This window comes from Gorillibacterium massiliense, assembly GCF_000455485.1.
GTDB lineage: Bacteria > Bacillota > Bacilli > Paenibacillales > NBRC-103111 > Gorillibacterium > Gorillibacterium massiliense.
Genome location: NZ_CBQR020000066.1, coordinates 1 through 22,944 on the forward strand (window position 1 = coordinate 1; position 22,944 = coordinate 22,944).

Consider the following 22,944-nt stretch of genomic DNA (forward strand, 5'->3'; position numbering starts at 1 on the left):
CGGCCTTTGCTTCGCCGCCGGGCTGCTGGCTGCCATGGGCCAGCCCCGCGCCGTCGAGCCGGTGGACTGGAGCCGGATCGGCACGGCCGTCCGCTCCTATATCCCCGGCTCTACTGCTGCTGGCCCGTCAGCGGCTGCCGCTGCCACAAGTGCGGCCCGCACCGGCTACGGCGGCGACGACTCCCGCCTCGGCGGCCCGGTGGCGCCGGACGACGGCGTCGTGTTCACCGCCGTTACCGGCCGCGTCACCTATTGGCGCGGCGAGAGCAAAAGCGTATACACCGGCAAGGGCTGGACACAGCCTGCCGATGCAGCCACCGACACTCTGCAGCCGTCCGGCGTTACGGACGGCGTTTCCCCAGCTTCCGGCGATGTTTCGCCGGTTGTCGCGAGCGGTTCGTCATCAGACGCGAATCAGCCAGCTTATTTTTATGAGGAACTGTCTTCACTCACGCTTCAGCCGGAACTTGTGGTGCAGGAAGTCCAACTGGCCGACGGCGCCCCGAATGACCGGCTCTTTGCCGGTGGCGTCATCGTGGCTGCGGATTCTCTGCGCTCCAAGAGCGGAGGGAGCATATTGGCGTCCCAGGTGAAGGCGGAGGGTGATGCTACGGCTTTCACTCTCCCAACTGGAACGGGTTTGGATTCTCTCGCTTCTTACCGGATTGTCTCCGCCCTATCCGACAGGGACCCCGAAGCGCTGCGCCATGCCGGGGATGCCTATCCTCTCGAAGTGGCTTCGACCAATTTGCAACTGCCCGATACTCTCCCGGAGCGGGTGAAGGAGTTGGCCAGGAAGATCACCGTCGGTTTCGATAACCCCTATGACAAGGTGGAGGCAGTTCGGGAGTATCTATCCAAAACGTATGTTTACAGCATGGACAAAGCGAAAATGCCGGACAAAGATGCTGATTTTGTCGATGATTTTCTGTTCAATACCAAAACAGGGTATTGCGATTATTTTTCCACGGCTATGGCGGTCTTGCTGCGGGCGGAAGGCATCCCTGCCCGTTGGGTTAAAGGCTACGCGCCGGGGGAGACGACAGGCAGTGCTCCGGGCAGCGCAATAAACGGCGGCGAATCCCCAGCCACAGGCTCCTTCGCTCCTTCGGTAACCTCAACTACGCTTTCAACAGCAGATTTATCAACCGGCACGCCGGAAGAACCGGTTTATGCAGTAACGGTCCGCAATCGGGATGCCCATTCCTGGGTAGAGGTTTATTTCCCCGGCGCAGGGTGGGTGTCTTTCGATCCGACACCGGCCCGAACAGCGGAGAGTAAGGACGCTTCGACTGCTGTCCCCGCAATCGGAGTTCCGGCAAACGAAGGTGCCGATCATGGCAAGCCGGGCTGGAAGGGCTGGGAGGAAGCCGCAAAAGATAAGCTGGACGGGTTTCTCATTAACCTCTATTTGACGGATTGGAAAAATCCGTTTCGAACCATGGGCGATTGGCTATCACAGGCCGGGCGTCATCTTAGCGGTTTAGCCGATACTTCGGCAGCCCTTCCCTATCTTTTTGCCACGGCCGGTTTGCTGACGGTTTTGCTGATCACTTTTCTTATCCAGCGCGTTGTGACCAACCGGAAGCCGATTGTCCCAACCTATGGAGATGAGGCTGACTCTCCCCGTTTGATCACCAGTGCGGGTTATCGTCTCTATAACGAGTCCGTGCAAAAAGAGCTGGAACGCCGTTGGCGCAGAATCTTCCGCCGCTATGGACAAAAAAAACCGTCGGAAACGCTGCAGGAGTACGTAACAAGCCGCGTCGAGATCCATATGGATTGCCGAAAGGCGCTGACGGAGCTGGCACTTTTGACCGATGCCATCAGGTTTGACAGCAGAATGGCGCCAACCGGTTCGCTAAAAGATCAGATAGCCGCATTAGGCGCAACCAGCATCGCTCGCCATAAGCGGTAAAATAGAAAAATCCCGGCCCGCAATGGACCGGGATTTTCTATTTCAGGTGGTGGAACAATAGAAGATGAATGATTCAACTTAACTAAAATGCCCGTTTTCGCGCGATTCCTCCGTAGAGGAGAAAATAGATGACGGTATATGCAAGGAGTCCTAGCAGAGGCGTGACCGCGTCGGATAAGCGTCCTAAATTGTCGCTGAACCAAACGGCGGAAAGCTCGTATACCGGGAGAAACGGCCACTTGAGCAGCTTCCAGCCGCCGGAAAGACTGTCCGCCATGCCGCCTCGTGAAGCTGACAGGAGCAGGACGATAGCCAAACCGCCCACGGCGGTACTCGTTTTTCGTAAGAGTGAGAAGCATGCTGCTGCGGCTATCCCGGCCAGAGCCACAAGAATATGGGAGACGAAGGCGACGGCCAGCATAGCCGGAGTCGCAGGCTCGCTGAATACGTCAAGAATAAGCGGAGTAACCAGGGCAACAACCGTCATGCAGATGGAGAGGAACCAGGCGATGACGATTTTCCCCGCCAAATAAACCGGAAGGCTGCCGAGGGCCAAATAACTGATTTGCTCCTGGGCTTTCTGCTCCATGCGTGCTATATCAAAGGCAAACCATGCGGATACTGGAAACAAGGCGACTGCGGTTATGGCATAACTGCTCATTACCGGGTTGGGCTCGACGGCATATAGAAAGAAGACCGTAATCAGAAAAAGACAGACAGGCCCGATAAAACGATAGGTGCGGGTATAAGCCTTGAACAAATAGGTCAGATAAGGAATCATAGAGGCGGTTTTTCGCTCCTTTCGGACTCGGCTGCTTGGATAACTTGCAGAACAGAGCCGCCGTGTCTCAGGATCGCTGCAATTGCGGAATCGCAGGAAGCGCGGCTAACGAGGACCGTAACGGTTTCGCCATCTTGCGACACCGAATAAATGCCGCTCCTTTCGGCTGGCCAATCAAAGTCCGTTTCATTTCCGGGGCCAGCTTTTTTCCTGAACCGCACCACCATCCGCCCAGCTTCTTCAATCGGATCGCTCGCAATGCTGGTTACCGTCTTATCCGATCCCGTCCCGGATGCTTTCAAACCGGGCATTGCGTTGATCCCATCGTCCGCATCCGCGCCCGATGTCCGGTCGGCAACGATCATCCCTTCTTGGAGCAGAAGGATGCGATCCACAAGCCCTTCCGCACCGGTCTCTTCGTGGCAGGTCAACAGGATGATGGCTCCTAGCTCTCGGCATTCATCCATAAGTCGAATCAGCGTCTCCTGAGCGCCGGTATCCAAACCGGAGAAGGGCTCGTCCAAAACAAGCAGATCCGGCGGCTGCAAAAAGGCTTGCACAAGATTGACTTTTTGTGCGGTGCCTTTGGACAGAATGTCTACGCGCTTCTTCTTCAAGGGCAGAGCTAATCGCTCCGCAAGCTGATGAATCCGCTCTTTCAATAAGCCGGCATCCATTCCCCGCATCCGGCCCATCAGGAGCAAGTATTCTTCCGGAGAAAACCTCAGCCGTGGGAAACGTTCAGGCGCATATCCGGTGATGATCCGCTTCTCTGGGACTGTGGAGATAACACGCTCTCCGGCAGTGGGGGAAGAGACTCCGGCAGCGATTTGCAGCAAGGTGCTCTTGCCGGAGCCGTTGCGGCCTTTGACTTGCATGATGCTCCCGTTTTCGAGTTCAAAGCCGATATCCTGCAAAACCGTCCGGCTTCCGTATTTTTTGCCGACTCCAGACAACCGGAGACCGGTAAACGCCATATTCTGCACCCGCTTTCGCATCATTTCGCTGTTTGCTGTTTTCTTTTTTTTGAAAATTATACCTTTATTTCAAACTGATGCCTATGGCTATTTGTCCAAAAACCGACGTATTCCTTCCCGGACTCTTTGCAAAAGCCTTTTCCAACCCCCCTTTCCTTGACGGCTATAGAATGGGTAAAATATAATGACATAAAAATCGAGGAGAAAGTAGGTCTCAAAGTTGAGCAAACCGAATGAAATCGTCGTCGTTCTGGACTTCGGCGGCCAGTACAACCAGTTGATCGCTCGGCGGATCCGGGATCTGGGGGTATACAGCGAGCTTTTGCCCTATAACGTGTCCATAGAACGCATTCGTGAACTGGCGCCGAAGGGCATTGTTTTTTCCGGCGGTCCCTCCAGTGTATATGAGGAAAATTCCCCCAAGGTAGACCCGGCGGTATACGAACTGGGCATCCCGATTTTGGGCATTTGCTACGGCATGCAGCTTATCGCTCATCAATTGAAGGGGGAAGTCAGCCGCGCCGCCAAACGGGAATACGGGAAGGCGATGGTGGATTTTGAAGACATTTGTCTCCTCACGAACGGCATGGATCGGAAGCAGCAGGTGTGGATGAGTCACGGCGACATGGTGACAAAGCTCCCCGAGGGTTTCGTTTTAACGGCCAGCACGGAGCATGCGCCTATCGCCGGCATGTGGAATGCCGCGAAGCAAATGTTCGCCGTCCAGTTTCATCCGGAGGTTAAGCATTCCTTGCAGGGCGACGCGATGATTCGCAACTTCCTGTATGAGATTTGCAAATGCGATGGCAACTGGAACATGGAAAGCTTCATCGACGACACGATAAAAGAAATTCGCGCTCAGGTGGGAGACCGCAAGGTTCTGTGTGCACTCAGCGGCGGGGTAGATTCTTCCGTTGTAGCGGCGCTCATCCATAAAGCCATCGGCGATCAACTGACCTGTATGTTTATCGATCACGGCTTGCTGCGCAAAGGGGAAGCGGAAAGCGTTATGGACACCTTTGTCGGCAAGTTCGACATGCACGTGGTGAAAATCGACGCCCAGCGGCGCTTCCTGGACAAGCTGGTGGGAGTGGACGATCCGGAGCAAAAGCGGAAAATTATCGGCAACGAATTCATCCGCTCCTTTGAAGAAGAATCGGTTGCCCTCGGCGAATTCGATTTCCTCGCCCAAGGCACTCTCTATACGGACATCATCGAAAGCGGAACGGCCACGGCGCAAACCATCAAGTCCCACCACAATGTGGGCGGTCTGCCGGAAGACATGCGCTTCCAGCTGGTCGAGCCGCTGAAAGCTCTTTTCAAGGATGAAGTGCGCAAAGTCGGTTCCGAGCTAGGCTTGCCGGATGCCATCGTATGGCGGCAGCCTTTCCCGGGTCCGGGTCTCGCCATCCGCGTACTGGGCGAAGTGACGGAAGAAAAGCTGACCATTGTCCGGGAATCCGACGCCATCCTGCGGGATGAAATCGCCAAAGCCGGCCTCGACCGGGAGATTTGGCAATACTTCACCGCTCTGCCCAATATGAAGAGCGTCGGCGTCATGGGCGACACCCGCACCTATTCCTACACCGTCGGCATCCGCGCCGTCACCTCTATCGATGGTATGACCGCCGACTGGGCGCGCATCCCGTGGGACGTGCTGGAGAAAATCTCGGTGCGCATCGTTAACGAAGTGGACAACGTCAACCGCATCGTCTACGACGTAACATCGAAACCGCCCGCTACGATTGAGTGGGAGTAGAGGCATCTTCTAAGAAAAAGTGAATTACATTTATAAGAATAAAGTCGAACAGTGGAATTTCTCCATTGTTCGACTTTTTTTGTCGAATCGTTCAAAAGTCGGGTAACTCTCACTGCTTTCGTACTGTCTTTCTAAGTAAGTGACATCTTAGTTTGGGACATGGGAGGACAAATCAGATGAAGACATGGAAACCGGATAGTCATTTAGATGGATTTTGCTGGGCGGCAGAATGGGAACGAAAGGAACAAAACCTGCAATCTCTCCTGGAAAAAATCGAGCAGGAAAAAGGAGAGGAATTTTCAATTGAACACGCCTATGCTCAGATTCATGAAGGATACACGGTCAGAAGCGGAAAAGAGATCATGAGACTTAACCTGAAGAAAGAGCTTCTTATCGGGACCTTGCTGCCGGATGGCAAATATTCTTGGTTGCAGATGGACTATTTTCCTCCTTATTTTTTGGAATTGAAGTGGCATATCGTGCCAGAAAAAAAGGGATCGAAAATGAAATTGATATAAATGAATAGGCATGGCCGACTGGGCAAACTCCCTTCTATCTGCGGTTATCGCATAAAGGGAGTTTTTTTGCGGAATTTTCCTACCTTCAATTCAACAAAATATGGTAGAATTTACTATGATTTTGTACACATTGCATAACCGCAAAGTACAGGCATCCGGAAGGAGAATGAAATGAATAGGCAATCTTTTTACGTTTCAAAACGAATATTCGGCAGCATATTAGTAGGGATTTTGTGTGGGGTAATGATAAGCGGTTGCGCGGCCAAAGATAAGTCGGTATGGTCTTACGACGCTGGCAAAAGCGGTATATTCAGGACAGATATGAAGGATAATTCGGTGTTTTATATCTCTCCTGTTGGCGCAAACGAAGCGGTAGTAAGCAATAACTGGATCTATTACATAACGGATGATGATCAGATTAAAAAAACGAAACGGAATAAGGCGAATGAAATTCGGATTCATTCGAATCTTACCTATAAGTCAAATGTTGACGGTAAAGAACATAAACTTTTTGGCGAGGATTCGGATCTTAGTGATGAATTCCCGAAAATAGATGAGATAATGGTAAATGAGGGAAGCAGCGAAAACCTAACATTATCTGGTGACTATCTTTTTTTCAGCAATTTGGATGACGAGAACAAACTGTATAAAATAAAAACGGATGGAACCGGTTTTTCTTTGGTTGCGGATGATGAAGCCGAGCATATCTCTGCTAGCGGAAATACCGTTTACTATGCCAATATGGATAAATCTGGCGCCATCTATAAGGTGAAAACCGACGGTTCATCGAAAAGACTGGTTTCGGATGATACTCCTGAATGGATTGAAATGGGAGAAGGATGGGTGTACTACTTGGTTTCCGGAGATAAGGATGTTTTATACAGGATTAAGCCGGATGGCTCCAAGAAAACAAAGTTGGATGAAGAGGACATAATTGAAAATCTGCACGTATCCGGGTCATGGATTTATTTTTATAGTGACCACAACTGTTATCGCATGAAAACCGACGGCAGCGGCAAAGAGAAAGTGGAGTATGAGGCTTCAAAAATGTAAGGTGGCATTTAGAAAAGGCAAGTTCAAAGTACCCTTTGCCGAAGAATATTCGTTTCGGATAAAAAGTTGGAAAACGTGTAGGATTTTTCAAATGGGAGCGGTTTTAAAGAGAGAATGTTGGATTTCGTGAAGGATTTTGTGCCTCAAACGCAACTGCAAGGCGAAAATCATGCTATTTATCCAACATTTGTTTGGATTCGGAGCTGTTTGCTATCAAAAGGTGCATATAATCCAACATTTTAAGAGCTTGAATGGAAATCCAAGTCTATAAGAGAATCTAGCTCAAAAAAAGGACCTCTTCCTCCGCTTGCAGGCGGAATCTGAGATCCTCAACGGTTTGGCAATCCCCGGAATCTCCCGTAGATTGCCTTTTTTATTGCCATCTTGTCCTCAATCCCCACCCTTTACAAAGGTGCCGCATTCACGATCAAGAGAACGGATACGCCGAAGAGGAGGATGCAGGCGAGTATCCCCTTGTCTTCATACAGCAGTGTCTCCGGCTTTCCGCCCTTACCCAGCACGTGGATGAGATAGAGGTAGCGGAACATCCCGTAAATGACGATGGGAATGGTCAGCATCATATAGATGGGGTAGGCCGAAATGAATGTGTAAAAGGAATAGCTGATGATCGTCAAAGTGGTAACGACTCCGGACATCTGATTAAGCAAGGGCTCCGAGTAATGATCCAGCACCCGGCGGTGGGCGCCGCCCCGGTACTCCAGCAGCAGGAGTTCGTGACGCCTTTTACCGATCGAGAGAAACAGCGAGAGCAGGAACACGCACATCATGAACCAGGGCGTGAGAATGGCGTCCAGCACGATGATTCCGGCCACAGCCCGCAGCACGTAGCAGGAGGCGACGACCATCAGGTCCAGAATCACCACGTGCTTAAGCTTCAGGCTGTAGAGTACGTTCAGCGTAAAATAAACGAGCAGTAGATAACCGAAGGCTATGCTCAGATAGAAGCCGGCGCTGAGTGATATGGTCAGCAAGCCTGCACCGACGGATAGGGCGAGAGCGGGATTTAGCCGGCCTGAAGCCATCGGGCGCTTAATTTTATCGGGATGCAGACGGTCGGATTCCCGGTCCATGTAATCGTTCATGATGTAAACGCTCCCGGATATTAGGCAAAAGAGCACGAATGCCGCACAGGTCTGAAGAAGATTGTCCCAATCAAGCTTTTTCGTAGAGAAGGCGAGGGCGCCGAAGACCAACAGGTTTTTCGTCCATTGCCGGGGGCGCAGCTGAACGAAAAGCAGTCCGAGCGTCTCTGGGAGAGAAACAGGCTTATCCAAATTCAACGTGTTTTTGCTCGCATGCATCACCATCGCTCCTTTTCTTTGCCGAATGGGTGAACGAAAGAAAAAGGGTTCTTCCAGACGTGGGAAGTTATCATGGTTGGGCAGCCTCATGTCGAACCCGCTGTTCCAGTTTCCAGATGACCAATTTCAAGCAGCGGTAGATCAGCAGGAAGCTTCGCCGGATGGAAAATACCGACTTGTGATACCGCCGCACCGCCTGCCGTTCAAACTGGAAGGAACGGGGGAAATAGCGGATCTCGCTTTCGGTATAGCCCAGCAGCTGAATCCAAAGATGAAAGTCGGCATCCTCCGATTCATCTTGGACGATGATCAAGTATCCGCGCTTCGCGGCAAGGGCGGATATGAGCTCTTTTGCGTCGGGGATTTCCGCTTTCTCCCGGACCTCGATAACGTAATTGCTCCGTTTGTTTTCTTTACGCATCAGCATTTGCGCCACCCGGCGGGTGAAATAGGCGATATTCACCGAGCGGCGGGGCAGCTCCCGCTGCAGTTCCGGGTAGATCCGGTACATGCGGGTGATGTTGATGTCCCAGTCCTGCATTTTCTTATAGCTTTTCAAATCCCCGAAGGCTTCCCCATGGAATTGGTGCAGCGCCGTCATCCCCATGTGGCAGACGATGGGCAAACCCATGTGATGGGCGCGGTAGCCGATATCCGTGTCCTCCATTCCCCAGCCCATGTAGCCCTCGTCGAAGCCGCCAAGTTCATTCAAATGTTCCCGGGAAAGAGCCATGCTGCATGAAAAGACGAATTGCCACGGAATTTTTAACGCCGCGACGTTGAAGCCGGACACCATGCAATCGAAATGGCGCGCTTCTAAATACTCTAGCGTCTGGAAGTTTCGCCGGAACAACTCTCCACTGCGCAGTTCGTCCTGGTTGATCGTCTCCCTTAGCATGTACCGGAACGAACAGACCAACAGATCCGGATTCCTTTGAAAATACCTATCCAGGTCGGCTAAATAGTCGGGTGCGACAACGATATCCGAGTCGAGAAAAAGGATGAATCGTCCTTTCGCCTGCTTCCATCCGGCATTACGCACCCGAGCTCGGCAGGAATTGGCGGAGCGGGGGATATAAAGATAGGTGAAAGCGTAGGCGCTGGGGATGTCCCGGATGAACGCTTCCGTTTCATCGTCGGAGCCGTCATCCACTACCAGCACTTCATAGCTCCCTGGGTCAAAACCCGTCTGATAATTAAGCGCTTCCAGGGTGTTGGCGAGCAACCGTTTGTTGTTATAAGTCGGTATGACTATACTGTATGAAATCAATTACGAATTCCCTCCTTGCCAAGCGGGATAGCGAAACCGGAGCAGAATACGAAGCGAGACGAGCAGAACGGCATTGAGCAGCAAAACGGAAACCATGCCGCCCGTGAGACCCCATTGCCGGATCAGGAAATACTGCAGCGCGAGCAGAAAAGGCAAAGGAACTGCCAGGGCGAGAAAAGCGAGCCGCGCCGCGCGGACGCCGTCGAGAGAAACCACCGAAACCGTCAGTAGATACATGATGTTCAAGGAGATGCCGCCGGCGGTGAGCGCCACATATAACCCTTTCAGCGGGAAAACGCCCCCGTACAGCAGCACTAGGCCCGTCGCGATGACAGCGGCAGCGGCTCCAATGCCAGCAGCGATGGGGAAAAAGTAACGCCGGATGGCGCGGTCGACCCGGCGTTTGTCCTTGCCGGCGATCATCGGCAGAAAGACGACGGCGAACACATCGTGAAACAAAATGGTGCATAAGGAGCGGATCGTGCTCTGGTAAACGGAATAGACGCCGACGTCTTCATCCGTGCCGAAACGGGCGACGAATAGTAGATCGCCGGTAAACAAAAGGGCGGAAACGAGAGAGCTCAGCATCGTGAAGGTACCGAAAGCGAACAGTTTCTGCCAAGCCTGGCGGCTGACGCGAAAGGAGAAAGGGCGGCTCACTCCGATACCCGCCGCAAAAAACAGCAGGTTATAAGCTATGGTGGGCCATACATAGGCGGACAATGTTCGGATTCCCAGCACGTACAACCCGAACAGCACACCGGCCAGCGAGAGCAGAGAGGCATAAAGCTTGAAAGACCCGATCAGCAGAAACCGCTGCTTGCCCCGCAGGAATGATTCCGCCAGGATGTACAGATTGATGCTGGCTGCAAGTGCGATAGCCCAACTCCACACCTCTGCGGACAAACCGAAGGAACGTTCGGCAGCAGACCCGACGAGGAGAAAGAGTAGGCCCAGTCCCGCGGTTGAGACCAAGTTTCCCGCCAGTGCCGTACCCATCAATTCTCGTCCTTCCTTATCTTCGGCCAAAGGAAGATGCTTGACGACACCGTAATAGAAGCCGAAGGTGAGGGGGATGTAGAGGATGCCCGCCAGATTGCCGATTAGTGCGGCTCGTCCCCATAAAGCGGCTCCGAATTCCCGAACGCAAACCACGGAAATGATCAGCGTCAGGATTAGCGATAACCCTTTAAAGACGAAGGTGACCCCGATATTGCGGAAAAAGGCTAGAATACCCGGCTGCTTCACCTTTTCCCGAACACGTCCGAATGCGGCAGTCCATGCGGCGGTTCGATCGTTCATGGTCAGCCTTGAGCCGAAGAAGTTCCGGATGCCGCAAAGAGTTCCCTTTTCGAACGGCTGCGGTTTTGCACTCGCGCGGAAATGGAGTTGATTATTTTATCAAAAGGCGTAAACAGAACCAGCAGGAACAGCGGAATGTGGCATAGAGCGAAGATGATGGTCTCATTATACGAAAGAGCATGACCGACGATTATGGTGATGTGATGGGCGTAAATGAGTCCGCCAGCAGGGACTTCCACCGGGTTGATGGTGTAGAAGGCGAGATCCAGAAATCCGGAAAAGAGGGTGATGGTGGCGAGCAGGGAGATTTTGATGGTCCGGCCCGAGGTGCCGCCTCCCATGCGGTATGCGAAAGAAACCGTGAGGTTGATCATCTGGACGACAAGGAGGTAGAGCAGTGTATACCATTCTCCGACGGATTTGAAGTTAGTAACAATTACATTGCCGGTTACGCCGAAAAAGCTGACGCGGGGGATGAGGTATCCCAAAAAGATGAGGAAGGGAAGATAGACCATCAGGTGTCCGTATTTGAAGCGATTGGGGAAGAAAGCGATAAATCCGAGAATGCATCCATAGGCCAACAGCTTGGCCACTAGATACCACAGTTTATCGATTTCCGGTTCCCGGGGAATGCCGAACCAGACATAAAGAAAACCGGCGATGCCAAGCAACAGAAACCAGAACGAAAGATACTTGCGGATCACTTCCATCACAATACCTCCTATCAATCTCTTAAATTCGCCTTGCCCGGCTTATGGGAACGCCTTTAAAAATTACTATAACTTCTAAAATATTACTATTAAATAGTTCTTTGTATATGTTTACCCAATATTTTCTAGTTAGTGAATAATACGGAAATTTCGACCAAATCGCCAATAACACGGCAAAAACGGCAAGATCCCCGAGCAAAGACAAATAGATCGAGTGATTCCTAATCGTGATTCCTAATGTGGATATCAAATATGCTTTATAATTAGCTCGAGTATGATCTTGCGGAGCAGATCGAATGGTGGGGATTATTTTGTAGGTTGGAAGTCCCTGCGAACGTTTCACCTCCGCTCTTTTCTCCGGTTACGCCGCACCTTTCATGCCTGTTCGTCCCGCAATTTTGGTTCCAGCTATCGTTATCATTCAGGTTTGCAGCTTTATGATAGCGATCATTTAAAAAGATTAACTCTAATTTACGAATAACAAGCAGATTGTCAGCGTACGTATTACTGGGAGGAAATGGGGATGTTTGAGGGCAAAAGCAGAAAATTCTCGTTTTAAAGACGTAGGTTCACAAATATTTTGCCGTTGAATGTTCGTTTTTTGCATTGACAAAATTCGCCCTCTGCCTTTAGAATGAGTAATGAAAATGAATAGTGCTTTTTTCGTATAATTCCGGGAATGGGCCTGGAAGTCTCTACGAGATCACCGTAAATGATCTGGCTACGAAGAAGGAACGGAGCATGCGAATACTTCACTGATCTTCTGGGAATTTTACGGAAGCGGCGAGTATCCGCAGACTTCTATTACTTTGTTCGGAAGCTGGCGCCCTCACTCACGGATGCCGGCTTTTTGCTTTTCATTTTTCATTTTATTACGGGGGGAATTACGAAGAATGGAACGGTTATTCAAGCTAAAGGCAAGCGGATCGAACATTCGCACGGAGATTGTTGCAGGTCTTACCACGTTCATGACGATGGCCTACATTTTGGCGATCAATCCGAACATTTTGAGCGGTGCAGGTCTTGATTGGTACGGCGTATTCCTGGCAACGGCTCTTGCCGCAGGTATTTTCACGGCAGCGATGGGTTTGTTCGTCAACTTCCCAGTCGCCCTTGCTCCTGGCATGGGGCTCAATGCTTACTTTGCAACAGTCGTTCTTAGCTCGCAAGGCGGCAAACATCCCATCACTCCGGAAATCGGCTTAACGGCTGTTTTCATCTCCGGTATCATTTTCATCATTCTCACGGTTACGAAAGTTCGCCAGATGCTTCTCGTTGCTGTGCCTGACTCTTTGAAAAATGCGATTACCGTCGGGATCGGGTTGTTCATCACCATCATCGGCTTGAAGAACAGCGGCATTATGACCATCGCTACGGAAACTGCAGTAACCGAAGTGACCAAAGGTAAATTTACCGATTTGCTCGGCTTTGAATCGGTCATTCATATGGGTTCTCTCGAGAGCCATGACGTACAAATTACCCTGATTGCTCTTGCCCTTATCGCCATCTTCATGGTTCTCCGCGTACGCGGCGGTATCCTCATCGGGATTCTCGCGTCCACGCTGGTTTCCATCATTCTAGGCTACACCAAGTTTGACAGCCTGAACGATCCGGCAACCCCTTGGGTTCCCAACTTCTCCAAGCTGAACTTTGCTCACTTCGACTGGAATGGCGTCATCCATACCGGTTTGATCTCCATCATTTTGACCTTTACTTTCGTTGAATTATTCGACACCTTCGGCACTTTGGTCGGCACCGCAACCCGCGCCGGCTTTATGAAAAACGTAGAAGAAGGCCGCAAGCGCGTAGGTAAAGCGATGATCGTCGATGCTGTCGCAGTCAGCGGTGGCGCTCTCCTGGGTACTAGTACGACCACCGTATTTGTAGAAAGCGCGGCAGGCGTAGCCGAAGGCGGCCGCACCGGCTTGACCGCCATTTCCACCGGCGTTTGCTTTCTGCTCGCCCTGTTCCTTGCTCCTGTCGTCGCGTTGATTCCTTCCGGCGCTACGGCTGCAGCCCTGATCATCGTCGGTGTACTGATGATGCAAGCTGTGAAAGACATTGACTTCAACGACTTGGTTTACGGCATTCCGGCTTTCTTCACCGTCGCTTTTATGCCGTTCACTTACAACATTGCCAACGGTATCTCCTTCGGCATCCTGTCCTATGTTATTCTTGCCACAGTTGCCAACCTGCGTGAAAAAGGCGAAAACAAATACAAAGTCCACTGGCTCATGTGGATTCTCGCAGTGCTGATCATCGCCCGTTACGTGTTCATCGGCAGCCAAGGCTAAGCTTAGTAGCCCGGCCTGCTTGCCATTATAACAGAGCAAATCAAACCCAAAAGCACAGAGCGCTTCCGTATCGGACGCTCTGTGCTTTTTTTCGCGGGATAACGCTATTTCGTCACCGTGCCGGTAACATTATGAATTGCCAATTGTCCGGAACCGTCATTGGCGATGGTGACATTCCCCTCCACCTCGTCAATGGCAATGTCGCCGCTGCCGTCGCTGACCCAAACATTTCCCTTGACGGAATTCACGGCTAGACCGCCGCTGCCGTCGTTTACGCTGATATTGCCGTGGACACCTTGCAGGCGAATATCGCCACTGTCATCCTTGATTGTCAAGTTCCCGGTATGGGTGCTTACGGTTAAATCACCGGATCCATCACGCAGATCGATATTTCCCGAAGTTCCGTCCAAAATGATGTTTCCGGAATCGTCATGGATAGCCGATATCGCCTGAACGTCTCGCAGTTCGATATTCCCGGAGCCGTCCTTCACTTCCAAGCCGCCGGCTACGTTTTCGATATGAAGATCACCTGAGCCGTCTTTGACCCGCAGCGCGAGGCCAACCGGAACGGTTACGGTGACATTGATCCGGGTGTTTTGCAGGATGATCAAGCCGCCTTTCGTATCGGCTGTCAATTTGGCGATGTCCCCATCCTTGTCGAGTTTGAAGGTATAGCCTTGACCTTTTCCCAGCCCCTGTCTTACGATTTCCGCTTTGGCCGTGATGCTGGTGGCATGTTCGTCTCCCGCGATCACTAAATCCCCCGGACCTGACTGGATGTCCAACAGTGCGACGCCATCTGTTTGCAGGTTCAATTCCTTCGACTCCGTCGATTTTTCCATTTTGCAGCCTCCAAGGCTAATGACGGCCAGCAGGATCAAGACGATCTGCCAGGATCCGTTCCACTTCTTCATACGAACTCCCCATCCTATCTCTCTTCTTGAGTATGTATATCGCTCCTACTCTGCTCATCTTATCGAAATGGCCCTTCATCAGCCAGTACAGTTTGTCATGAGAAAATGTCATGTCTTTTCGTGACAAATATGACGGATTACATGGCCTGCGCATACTTCAGGGCAAAATGGGGGAGTACAAGGAGAGAGTCTCATCCGCATGGAAGCCGACTTACGATGAAGAAGAGGTGCGCGCCAATGTCCAACTCCACCGCTCAAAAACTAGTTTTCATTCTGCTCGTCGTTTGGATCGCTGCCGGGTTGATAACAAGCAGTCTGATGGGTAAATCCGTCGGCAAGGAAGAAAAACTGCCGAAAAACCCGGCCCATGCGGTTCCGGTAGCAGCTATGGAGGAGAAGAATCATAAGGCGCACCATGCTCCTTTTTCATTTCTTCATCTAAACCGAATCAAATGGGGGAACGGACCGGAGTCATTCCGCGGCGAGCTTTCGCTTCTTGGAGCGGAACACACCTCGGAAGGCGCGGATTTCCGCTTAACGCTGCACCTGAAAACGCCTGATATGTATACGGCCATCGGCCGGATTCAAATGGCGCTATCCTACGATCCCACTAAATTCACCTTTGTCAGGGCGACGGGAATATCGGGAACACCTGATGCATCGGAGAAAGGGCGTTTGCTGCTGAAAATCAAGGGGGCGCGGCATTACGCATCTACCAGCTATCGCGCTTCCCGGGTTTGCGAGCTTTATTTCCGGACAGTCGCGCCTTCCGGTTCCGGACAGTTTGCCATTGATTCCGCAAAATTTGAAGCAGGCGGCAGGAAGATCCCGGTGAAGAGCCTCGTGACTCATGGGAAAACCGTTACCATTCATGCAAAAGACACCCTTGATCTGAATAAGGATGGTTATTTTACGGCGGCGGATCTTGGCTTGGCAAGAAGGCTACCGAAACAGAAGCAGGAGGAGCTTGCAAAAAAACTGGAGATTCTCCCCTATAAACGGGTAATTGTATTCGGGATCGACGGAGCGGGCATTTCTGTGAGTGATTCCGCGCCGTACTTCCCTAGTCTGACAGGCAAAAAGGAAGAGGTCGGCAGCCGGCTGCACATTCCGCGAATCAAGCAAATATTGAAACAAGGGGCAGTCAGCTATACGGTGCGCACGACCTTGCCCTCCAAATCAGCTCCCAATTGGGAATCGATGCTGACCGGTGTCGATTACAGCAAGCATCAGGTGAGCAATAAGACCGTCGCATCCAAAGCGTACTCGGAGGGTGCTCCCTATCCAACCTTGTTCAAAAAACTGAGAGAGCAGCTGCCAGTCAGAAAAACCGCCGTATTTGCTGGCTGGGCCTCTTTCGCCAACGGGCTGATCGAACCGGAAGAGGGAACGAGCCTGCACTTCGGGAAGGATTCCGAAATCACGAAGCAATTTGTCGAGTACTGCGATTCGTCCCAGGCCAAGGATACTTCGCTGGTCTTTGTTCATTTTGTATCTCTTGATAATACTGGGCACCGTAGAGGGTGGTTCACCAAGAGCTATTATGGGGCATTGGCTAAAATCGACCAGTACATCGGTACCATGTATGACGCGCTTGCGCGCAATGGCTTGGTGGAGGATTCGCTGATTTTGCTTACCGCTGACCATGGAGGAGGAATGCTGACGAAAAACGGTGGTCTGTCTCATCCTCGAACTCACGGGCAGACGACTCCGTTTACGACGACGGTATTCTTGGGTGCTAGCGGAAGGACGGTGTCAGCAGGCAACGGCGAAACGAGGCTCATGCATGGCGGCACGACGAAGGATTTGGCGGCCATCGTGCTGGCCGCTCTCAGGCGGGATTCCCGGATCGGCGATGCCAAGCTGCCGCCAGGATTGTTTTTTGCACAAAAGGATCACAAAGCTGCGGCGGGCGAACCCGTTGTTCGTTTAAAAAGAGAAAACGACGCCGCAACCGAGTTCTTGAGTGTGCAAGGAGGCACATCGGATACGGCAATCCTTTTTGGGCGATTCACGGGACTTGCAGGCCGAAGTTACCGAGCGGAAGCAGTCGATCCCCGGGTATCCATTCTGCAGTTCCGGCAAAAGGCCGGGCGGATCCGCCTGGTAGCGGAAACGGAGTCATCTTTTCCCCAGGGTCAGCCGTTGATCCGGATTTATCCGGAAGGAGATAAGGATCCTAACGCTGCCGTTCATTTGGAAGAGGCTTCCCTTGCCGACGGAAAGGGGAAGGAGTGGTACCCGCTTTTGAAGGAAGAGAGGTAACCCTGTTTGCGGTGTAAAAGTAGGTGAATGTAAGTTTATGCATAGCGGATGCTTCCGGGCATCCGTTTTTCTTATGGGGCTGTTGATATATGTCACTGGCAGATAGATTGGTTGACTATATAATGTAAGAATACGAAAAGCCGATAAGGAGACGTGATTATGTATCGGATTGTACAGAAAGACAAACTTAACGACATCGTTGAACGGATGGTCATTCATGCTCCGTATGTCGCCCGGAAATGTGAACCTGGACAATTCGTCATGGTGCGGGTAGAGGACAACGGGGAAAGAATCCCTTTAACGATTGCGGACTTCAACAGAGAACAAGAAACAGTCACGGTCATTTATCAAGTTGTCGGTTTTACCACCAAGTTGCTTAGTCAGAAGGAAGAAGGCCAATATCTTTTGGATTTCGCCGGTCCGCTAGGACGCCCCGTTGAACCGAAGGCTTGCCGAAGGGTCATTGGAATTGCAGGAGGCGTTGGCGCTGCTCCTCTTTATCCACAATTGCGTCAATACGCCAGTATCGGAACACGGGTTGATGTCATTTTAGGCGGCAGAAGTTCGGATTTCGTTATTTTGGAGGATCTTTTTGGCGAGATTTGTGAAAATATTCACGTTGTCACCAACGATGGTACGGCCGGGATTCAGGGCTTTGTTACCGATGTCTTGAGCAAACTGCTGGATGATGGAAATATCTACGATGAAGCCATTGCCATCGGGCCGTTAGCCATGATGAAAGCAGTTGTAGGATTAACGAAGCCACGGGGCATCCCCACCGGCGTTTCTCTCAATCCTATTATGATAGACGGCACGGGAATGTGCGGCGGCTGCCGGGTTACAGTTGGCGGCGCCACCAAGTTCGCCTGTGTGGATGGGCCGGATTTTGACGGTTGGGAAGTCGATTTCTACGAGTGCATCCGCAGGCAAGGCATGTATAAGGAAATGGAAGCTCATGTCTGTCAAATCGGTTTAGGGGGATGAGGGTATGGGACGCCCAAACATGACCAGAAACGCCATGCCGGAGCAGCCGCCGCTCCTGCGTAGCCATAACTTTGATGAGGTGGCCTTGGGCTATACGCTGTGGCAGGCGATGGATGAGGCGCGCCGCTGCTTGCATTGCCGCAATCAGCCCTGTGTGGACGGTTGCCCGGTGGGCGTGCCGATTCCGGATTTTTTACAGGCGATGGGACAAGGAAGAATGGAACGAGCCTACGAGATCATCACCAGCGAAAATAATCTACCCGCCATTTGCGGCCGGGTTTGCCCCCAGGAATCCCAGTGTGAGGCGTTGTGCGTCCGCGGCAAAAAAGGCGAGGCCGTGGCAATTGGCCGGTTGGAACGCTTTGCTGCCGACTATGCGCTTTTGGCAGGATGCCCAGATCCCCGCACGGCGATGAAAAACGGCGATAAAGTCGCTGTGGTCGGCGGCGGACCGGCAGGGTTGACCTGCGCCGGCGATTTGGCGAAGCTGGGATATGACGTTACGATTTTCGAAGCGCTGCATGCTCTTGGCGGTGTGCTGCTGTACGGCATTCCCGAGTTCCGGCTGCCGAAAGACCTGGTGCAAGAGGAGATCGAGAAGATCGCCTCTATGGGCGTCCACATCGAGCGGAATGTCGTAGTCGGTCGCTCCATCACCATCGATGAATTGCAGGAGGAAGGGTTTAAGGCGATATTCGTCGGCAGCGGTGCGGGACTTCCCCGATTCATGAATATCGAAGGAGAGAATTTGAACGGCGTTTATTCGGCTAACGAGTTTCTGACCCGGGTCAACTTGATGGGGGCTTACAATTATCCCCGCAATCCAACACCGGTGAAAGTGGGCCGGCGCGTCGCCGTTGTCGGCGGCGGCAATGTAGCGATGGATGCGGCCCGTACTGCCTTGCGTCTCGGAGCGGAGGAAGTGAGCATCGTCTACCGCCGCGGCTTCGAGGAGTTGCCCGCACGTCAGGAGGAGGTACATCACGCCATGGAGGAAGGCGTGCGCTTCCGGCTCCTGACCAATCCCGTGAAGATCGGCGGGGAGAACGGCTGGGTGAAGGCGATGGATTGTGTCGAGATGGAACTGGGCGAGCCGGATGCCAGCGGACGTAGGAGTCCGGTGGAAAAGCTGGACAGCCGCTTTACCCTCGACGTAGAGACGGTAATCATCGCCATCGGCCAGGGGCCGAACCCGCTGATCCGCCAAACGACGCCCGGCTTGTCGACGGAGCGCTGGGGCGGCATCGTCGTCCAGGAGGACTCGATGCAGACCAGCAAGCCCGACGTTTACGCCGGAGGCGATGCGGTTACCGGGGCGGCCACGGTCATCCTGGCTATGGGCGCCGGCAAGAAGGCGGCCAAGGCGATCCACGAAAGCCTGCAGAGCAAGCGCAGGGCTTTGTAAATTAATATCAGAACCCTGTCCGGAAGGACAGGGTTTTTACTTTTGCAGCCGTTTCCACAACTTGGCTAAATTACGAACTATGATCTGACATGTAATTTTTAATGTTCGTCTTTGGTTGACACATCTCTGGCGTGGCTGGTAAGATAGAAATAGATTATACGTCTTTCGCTATTTCGACTTTTACATTCAAATTATTTTAACTACTCGTATAAATTCGGGGATATGGCCCGAAAGTCTCTACCCAAAGACCGCAAATTTTTGGACTACGAGCAGGAAGATTAGGCTTGGCTCTATCTACAAGGGGAGAGTCAGGCGCTATTTTCTTGCGTCCGGCGGTACGGGATGGACCCGAGCCCGGGCGCTTTTTTTCGTCGGCTGAAGCTCGCCGCGATAGAGAAGCTATATAAAAGGAACGAAAGAAAGGGATGAAGGAGCGGAGAAACCGATTGTTCTGGAAAAGCGTCAGCGGTCGCCTTTGCGATCAGATTCCTCCCTTTTGGGAGTTGTCGGAATCAGGGAATCTGAGCGCAACAGCGATTGGAAGAATAATCAGGTTTTGCAGTGACGAAATCCTTGCAGTCTTAAGTTCAACTTATTTAGGTTAGGGAACAATGAGAAAGGCCATTGCCATTTAATCAAGAGGAGATGCCGGGGTAATGAGCGCAAAAGTGGGAGTTATCATGGGAAGCCGTTCCGATTGGGAAACGATGAAGATTGCCTGCGAGGTGCTGGAGGAGCTGGGCATTCCTTATGAAAAGAAAGTCGTTTCCGCGCACCGTACGCCTGATTTGATGTTTGAGTACGCAGAGACGGCTGCCCAGCGGGGTCTCAAGGTCATTATCGCCGGAGCCGGGGGAGCTGCCCATTTGCCGGGCATGGTGGCGGCGAAGACGGTGCTGCCGGTCATCGGCGTGCCGGTGAAGTCGGCTGCTTTGAACGGGTTGGACAGCCTGCTGTCCATCGTCCAAATGCCCGGCGGAATACCGGTGGCTACCGTCGCCATCGGCCAGGCCGGGGCGACCAATGCCGGCTTGCTCGCCGCTCAAATCCTCGGCTCCTTCGAGCCGGAGGTGCAGCGGCGAGTGCAGGAGCGGCGAGAGAGGCTGACCGCCAGCGTATTGGAAGCGGGTGAGCTGGAATGAGCGAACATAACCCGAGCGGCCCGGTGATCCTGCCCGGCAGCACCATCGGCGTGCTGGGGGGCGGGCAGCTTGGCCGCATGCTGGCTTTGGCTGGGCGGCATATGGGCTATCGGTTCGTCACCCTGGACCCGGCAGAGGATTCGCCCATGGGCCAGGTGGCGGACCGCCAGATCACAGCCGCCTATAGCGATGCCGCGGCGGCGCGGGAGCTGGCGCGGCAGGCAGACGTCATCACATACGAGTTCGAAAATGTGGATGCCGGGGTTGCCGCGCTGCTGGCGGAGGAGTCGTACGTGCCCCAGGGCCACGCCCTGCTGCACACGACCCAGCACCGCCTGCGAGAGAAACGCGCCATCGAGGCGGCCGGCGTGCCGGTGGCGCCTTACGCGGAGATCCGCACGTTGGCGGATCTCGAGGAGGCGCTTGGCCGCTTCGGTACACCCTGCGTGCTGAAGACGGCCACTGGCGGCTACGACGGCAAGGGCCAGCGCGTCATCCGTGCAGCGGATGAGGCAGCCGCCGCCTTCGCCGGCCTAGGCGGCGGGGTGACGGAGCTTGTCCTTGAATCTTTCATTCACTTTGAAAGAGAAATCTCCGTCATCGCCGCCCGCAGCCCGCGGGGAGAGGCCCGAGCCTTCCCCGCCGCGGAAAACATCCACGTGGACAACATCCTCCACGTGAGCATCGTGCCCGCCCGGATCGCGCCGGAGACGGCGCGCCGGGCGGAGGAACTGGCCTTGGCTCTAGTCGATGCCCTCGGCGTTGTCGGCTTGCTGGCGGTGGAAATGTTCCTCACCGCAGACGGCCAACTCTTCGTCAACGAGCTGGCCCCGAGACCCCACAATTCCGGCCACGCCACTATTGAGGCGTGCCGCACCTCCCAGTTTGAACAGCATGTCCGGGCGGTGTGCAACCTGCCTTTGGGCGGAACGGAGCTGTTGACTCCGGCCGTCATGGTCAATTTGCTGGGCGAGCATGTGGAACAGGCATTGAAATGGTTGGCTGAGCAGGAGCGGGAAGAGGATGGCTTGTCCATCAAGCTCCACCTTTACGGCAAGAGCGAAGCCAAGCTCAAACGTAAAATGGGCCACATCACTTTGATAACCGAAGATATCGATCGGGCGCTCCGCTGGGTGGAGGATTCCCCCATTTGGAAACAACCGGAAACCCGTTCATAATAGAAACAGCGGCAAACGAAAGGACATAGGAATTCGCTATCCGATACCTTTTCAGTCAGTCCGTTTGTCGAGATAGAAAACCAACAAAACCGGAGGGACGAAGCCTCATGATCGAACGCTACACCCGCCCCGAGATGGGCGCCATTTGGACGGAACAAAACAAATTCAACGCTTGGCTGGAAGTCGAAATCCTTTCCTGCGAAGCCTGGTCCGAGCTAGGGATCATCCCCAAAGAAGACGTGGCTGAGCTCCGCGCCAAAGCCACCTTCGACATCGACCGCATCTATGAAATCGAGCAGGAAACCCGCCACGACGTCATCGCCTTCACCCGCGCCGTATCCGAAAGCCTTGGAGCGGAGCGCAAATGGGTCCACTACGGATTGACTTCCACCGACGTCGTCGATACCGCGTTGGGCTATTTACTCAAGCAAGCCAACGACATTATCGATCAAGATTTGCAGACTTTCATCGGCATCCTCCGGGACAAAGCCGTCGCCTATAAAAACACCCCGATGATGGGCCGTACCCACGGCGTCCACGCTGAGCCCACCACCTTTGGTCTGAAAATGGCCCTCTGGCACCAAGAGATGAAGCGCAACCTGGAGCGGTTCCGCCAAGCGGCGGACGGCGTCCAATTCGGCAAAATCTCCGGAGCCGTCGGAACCTACGCCAACATTGATCCTTTCATTGAACAGTATGTGTGCGGCAAGCTGGGCACCACGGCTGCACCGATCTCCACCCAAACCTTACAGCGTGACCGTCACGCCGACTATATGGCTACCTTGGCTCTTATCGCCACTTCGATGGACAAGTTCGCAACGGAAATCCGCGCCCTACAAAAGAGCGAGTTCCGTGAAGTTGAAGAACCTTTCGGCAAAGGGCAAAAAGGCTCCTCGGCCATGCCACACAAGCGCAACCCAATCGGCTGCGAAAGCATCTCTGGCTTGGCTCGGGTCGTCCGCGGCCACATGATCTCCGCCTACGAAAACGTGACCCTCTGGCATGAGCGGGACATCTCCCACTCTTCGGTGGAGCGGATCATTTTGCCGGATTCCACCATCTTGATCAACTACATGCTGAACCGGTTGGGCAACATCATCAAGAACCTGACGGTATTCCCGGAAAACATGAAGCGCAATATGGAGCGCACCT

The 22,944-nt window shown here is 53.0% G+C and carries 18 protein-coding genes and 2 riboswitches; of the genes, 11 read left to right on the plus strand and 7 right to left on the minus strand.

Features of this window, described 5'->3' with window-relative positions; translation table 11 throughout:
• Window positions 1–1,918 (plus strand): transglutaminase-like domain-containing protein (locus TJ79_RS28420; protein WP_052339377.1); only part of this gene is annotated, 1,918 nt, incomplete at its 5' end.
• A gap of 82 nt (window positions 1,919–2,000) precedes the next feature.
• Here the strand turns inward: TJ79_RS28420 and TJ79_RS07465 are convergent.
• Entirely contained in the window at window positions 2,001–2,699 is a 699-nt protein-coding gene (locus tag TJ79_RS07465) for a hypothetical protein (protein WP_040949672.1), read from the minus strand.
• Entirely contained in the window at window positions 2,696–3,700 is a 1,005-nt protein-coding gene (locus tag TJ79_RS25785; protein ID WP_081756769.1) for an ATP-binding cassette domain-containing protein, read from the minus strand. The genes TJ79_RS07465 and TJ79_RS25785 overlap by 4 nt, the downstream gene beginning before the upstream one ends.
• Before the next feature lie 196 nt (window positions 3,701–3,896).
• On the opposite strand from TJ79_RS25785, the gene guaA reads away from it, so the two are divergent.
• The 3 genes from guaA to TJ79_RS07485 all read left to right on the plus strand — a co-directional run bounded on the left by guaA (window position 3,897) and on the right by TJ79_RS07485 (window position 7,006).
• A complete protein-coding gene (guaA, locus tag TJ79_RS07475) occupies window positions 3,897–5,435 on the plus strand; it encodes a glutamine-hydrolyzing GMP synthase (RefSeq protein WP_040949673.1) in 1,539 nt (512 codons plus the stop codon).
• Between the two features lie 176 nt (window positions 5,436–5,611).
• Window positions 5,612–5,953 carry a hypothetical protein gene (locus tag TJ79_RS07480; RefSeq protein WP_040949674.1) on the plus strand — a complete coding sequence of 114 codons (342 nt, stop codon included), beginning with the start codon at window positions 5,612–5,614 and terminating at the stop codon, window positions 5,951–5,953.
• A gap of 171 nt (window positions 5,954–6,124) precedes the next feature.
• Window positions 6,125–7,006, plus strand: a complete 882-nt coding sequence (locus tag TJ79_RS07485; RefSeq protein WP_081756770.1) for a DUF5050 domain-containing protein — start codon at window positions 6,125–6,127, stop codon at window positions 7,004–7,006.
• Between the two features lie 404 nt (window positions 7,007–7,410).
• Here the strand turns inward: TJ79_RS07485 and TJ79_RS07490 are convergent, their stop codons facing one another.
• The 4 genes from TJ79_RS07490 to TJ79_RS07505 form a co-directional block, all read right to left on the minus strand.
• Entirely contained in the window at window positions 7,411–8,328 is a 918-nt protein-coding gene (locus TJ79_RS07490; protein ID WP_040949676.1) for a decaprenyl-phosphate phosphoribosyltransferase, read from the minus strand.
• Window positions 8,329–8,398: 70 nt separating this feature from the next.
• A complete protein-coding gene (locus TJ79_RS07495) occupies window positions 8,399–9,598 on the minus strand; it encodes a glycosyltransferase family 2 protein (RefSeq protein WP_040949677.1) in 1,200 nt (399 codons plus the stop codon).
• Window positions 9,599–10,900 (minus strand): oligosaccharide flippase family protein, encoded by a 1,302-nt coding sequence (locus tag TJ79_RS07500; protein WP_040949678.1) that lies wholly within the window; start codon window positions 10,898–10,900, stop codon window positions 9,599–9,601.
• A 2-nt stretch (window positions 10,901–10,902) separates the two neighbouring features.
• A complete protein-coding gene (locus TJ79_RS07505; RefSeq protein ID WP_040949679.1) occupies window positions 10,903–11,610 on the minus strand; it encodes a hypothetical protein in 708 nt (235 codons plus the stop codon).
• Window positions 11,611–12,253: 643 nt separating this feature from the next.
• Window positions 12,254–12,354: riboswitch (purine riboswitch) on the plus strand.
• Window positions 12,355–12,503: 149 nt separating this feature from the next.
• On the opposite strand from TJ79_RS07505, the gene TJ79_RS07510 reads away from it, so the two are divergent.
• Window positions 12,504–13,904, plus strand: a complete 1,401-nt coding sequence (locus TJ79_RS07510; protein ID WP_040949680.1) for an NCS2 family permease — start codon at window positions 12,504–12,506, stop codon at window positions 13,902–13,904.
• A gap of 104 nt (window positions 13,905–14,008) precedes the next feature.
• Here TJ79_RS07510 and TJ79_RS07515 read toward each other — a convergent pair whose 3' ends face one another.
• On the minus strand, window positions 14,009–14,818 hold the full coding sequence (locus TJ79_RS07515) for a DUF4097 family beta strand repeat-containing protein (protein ID WP_040949681.1): 810 nt from the start codon (window positions 14,816–14,818) through the stop codon (window positions 14,009–14,011).
• Window positions 14,819–15,055: 237 nt separating this feature from the next.
• On the opposite strand from TJ79_RS07515, the gene TJ79_RS07520 reads away from it, so the two are divergent.
• The 6 genes from TJ79_RS07520 to purB form a co-directional block, all read left to right on the plus strand.
• Window positions 15,056–17,083 (plus strand): alkaline phosphatase family protein, encoded by a 2,028-nt coding sequence (locus TJ79_RS07520; RefSeq protein ID WP_040949682.1) that lies wholly within the window; start codon window positions 15,056–15,058, stop codon window positions 17,081–17,083.
• Window positions 17,084–17,242: 159 nt separating this feature from the next.
• Window positions 17,243–18,067 (plus strand): sulfide/dihydroorotate dehydrogenase-like FAD/NAD-binding protein, encoded by an 825-nt coding sequence (locus TJ79_RS07525; RefSeq protein ID WP_040949683.1) that lies wholly within the window; start codon window positions 17,243–17,245, stop codon window positions 18,065–18,067.
• Between the two features lie 4 nt (window positions 18,068–18,071).
• Window positions 18,072–19,472, plus strand: a complete 1,401-nt coding sequence (gltA, locus tag TJ79_RS07530; RefSeq protein ID WP_040949684.1) for an NADPH-dependent glutamate synthase — start codon at window positions 18,072–18,074, stop codon at window positions 19,470–19,472.
• Between the two features lie 184 nt (window positions 19,473–19,656).
• Window positions 19,657–19,758: riboswitch (purine riboswitch) on the plus strand.
• Between the two features lie 370 nt (window positions 19,759–20,128).
• The gene (gene purE, locus TJ79_RS07535) at window positions 20,129–20,614 is read left to right on the plus strand and encodes a 5-(carboxyamino)imidazole ribonucleotide mutase (protein ID WP_040949685.1); all 486 of its coding nucleotides are present in this window, start codon (window positions 20,129–20,131) and stop codon (window positions 20,612–20,614) included.
• Complete coding sequence (gene purK / locus TJ79_RS07540; protein ID WP_040949686.1) at window positions 20,611–21,792, plus strand: 5-(carboxyamino)imidazole ribonucleotide synthase; 1,182 nt, start codon at window positions 20,611–20,613, stop codon at window positions 21,790–21,792. The genes purE and purK overlap by 4 nt, the downstream gene beginning before the upstream one ends.
• Before the next feature lie 107 nt (window positions 21,793–21,899).
• Window positions 21,900–22,944 (plus strand): adenylosuccinate lyase (purB, locus tag TJ79_RS07545; protein ID WP_040949687.1); only part of this gene is annotated, 1,045 nt, incomplete at its 3' end.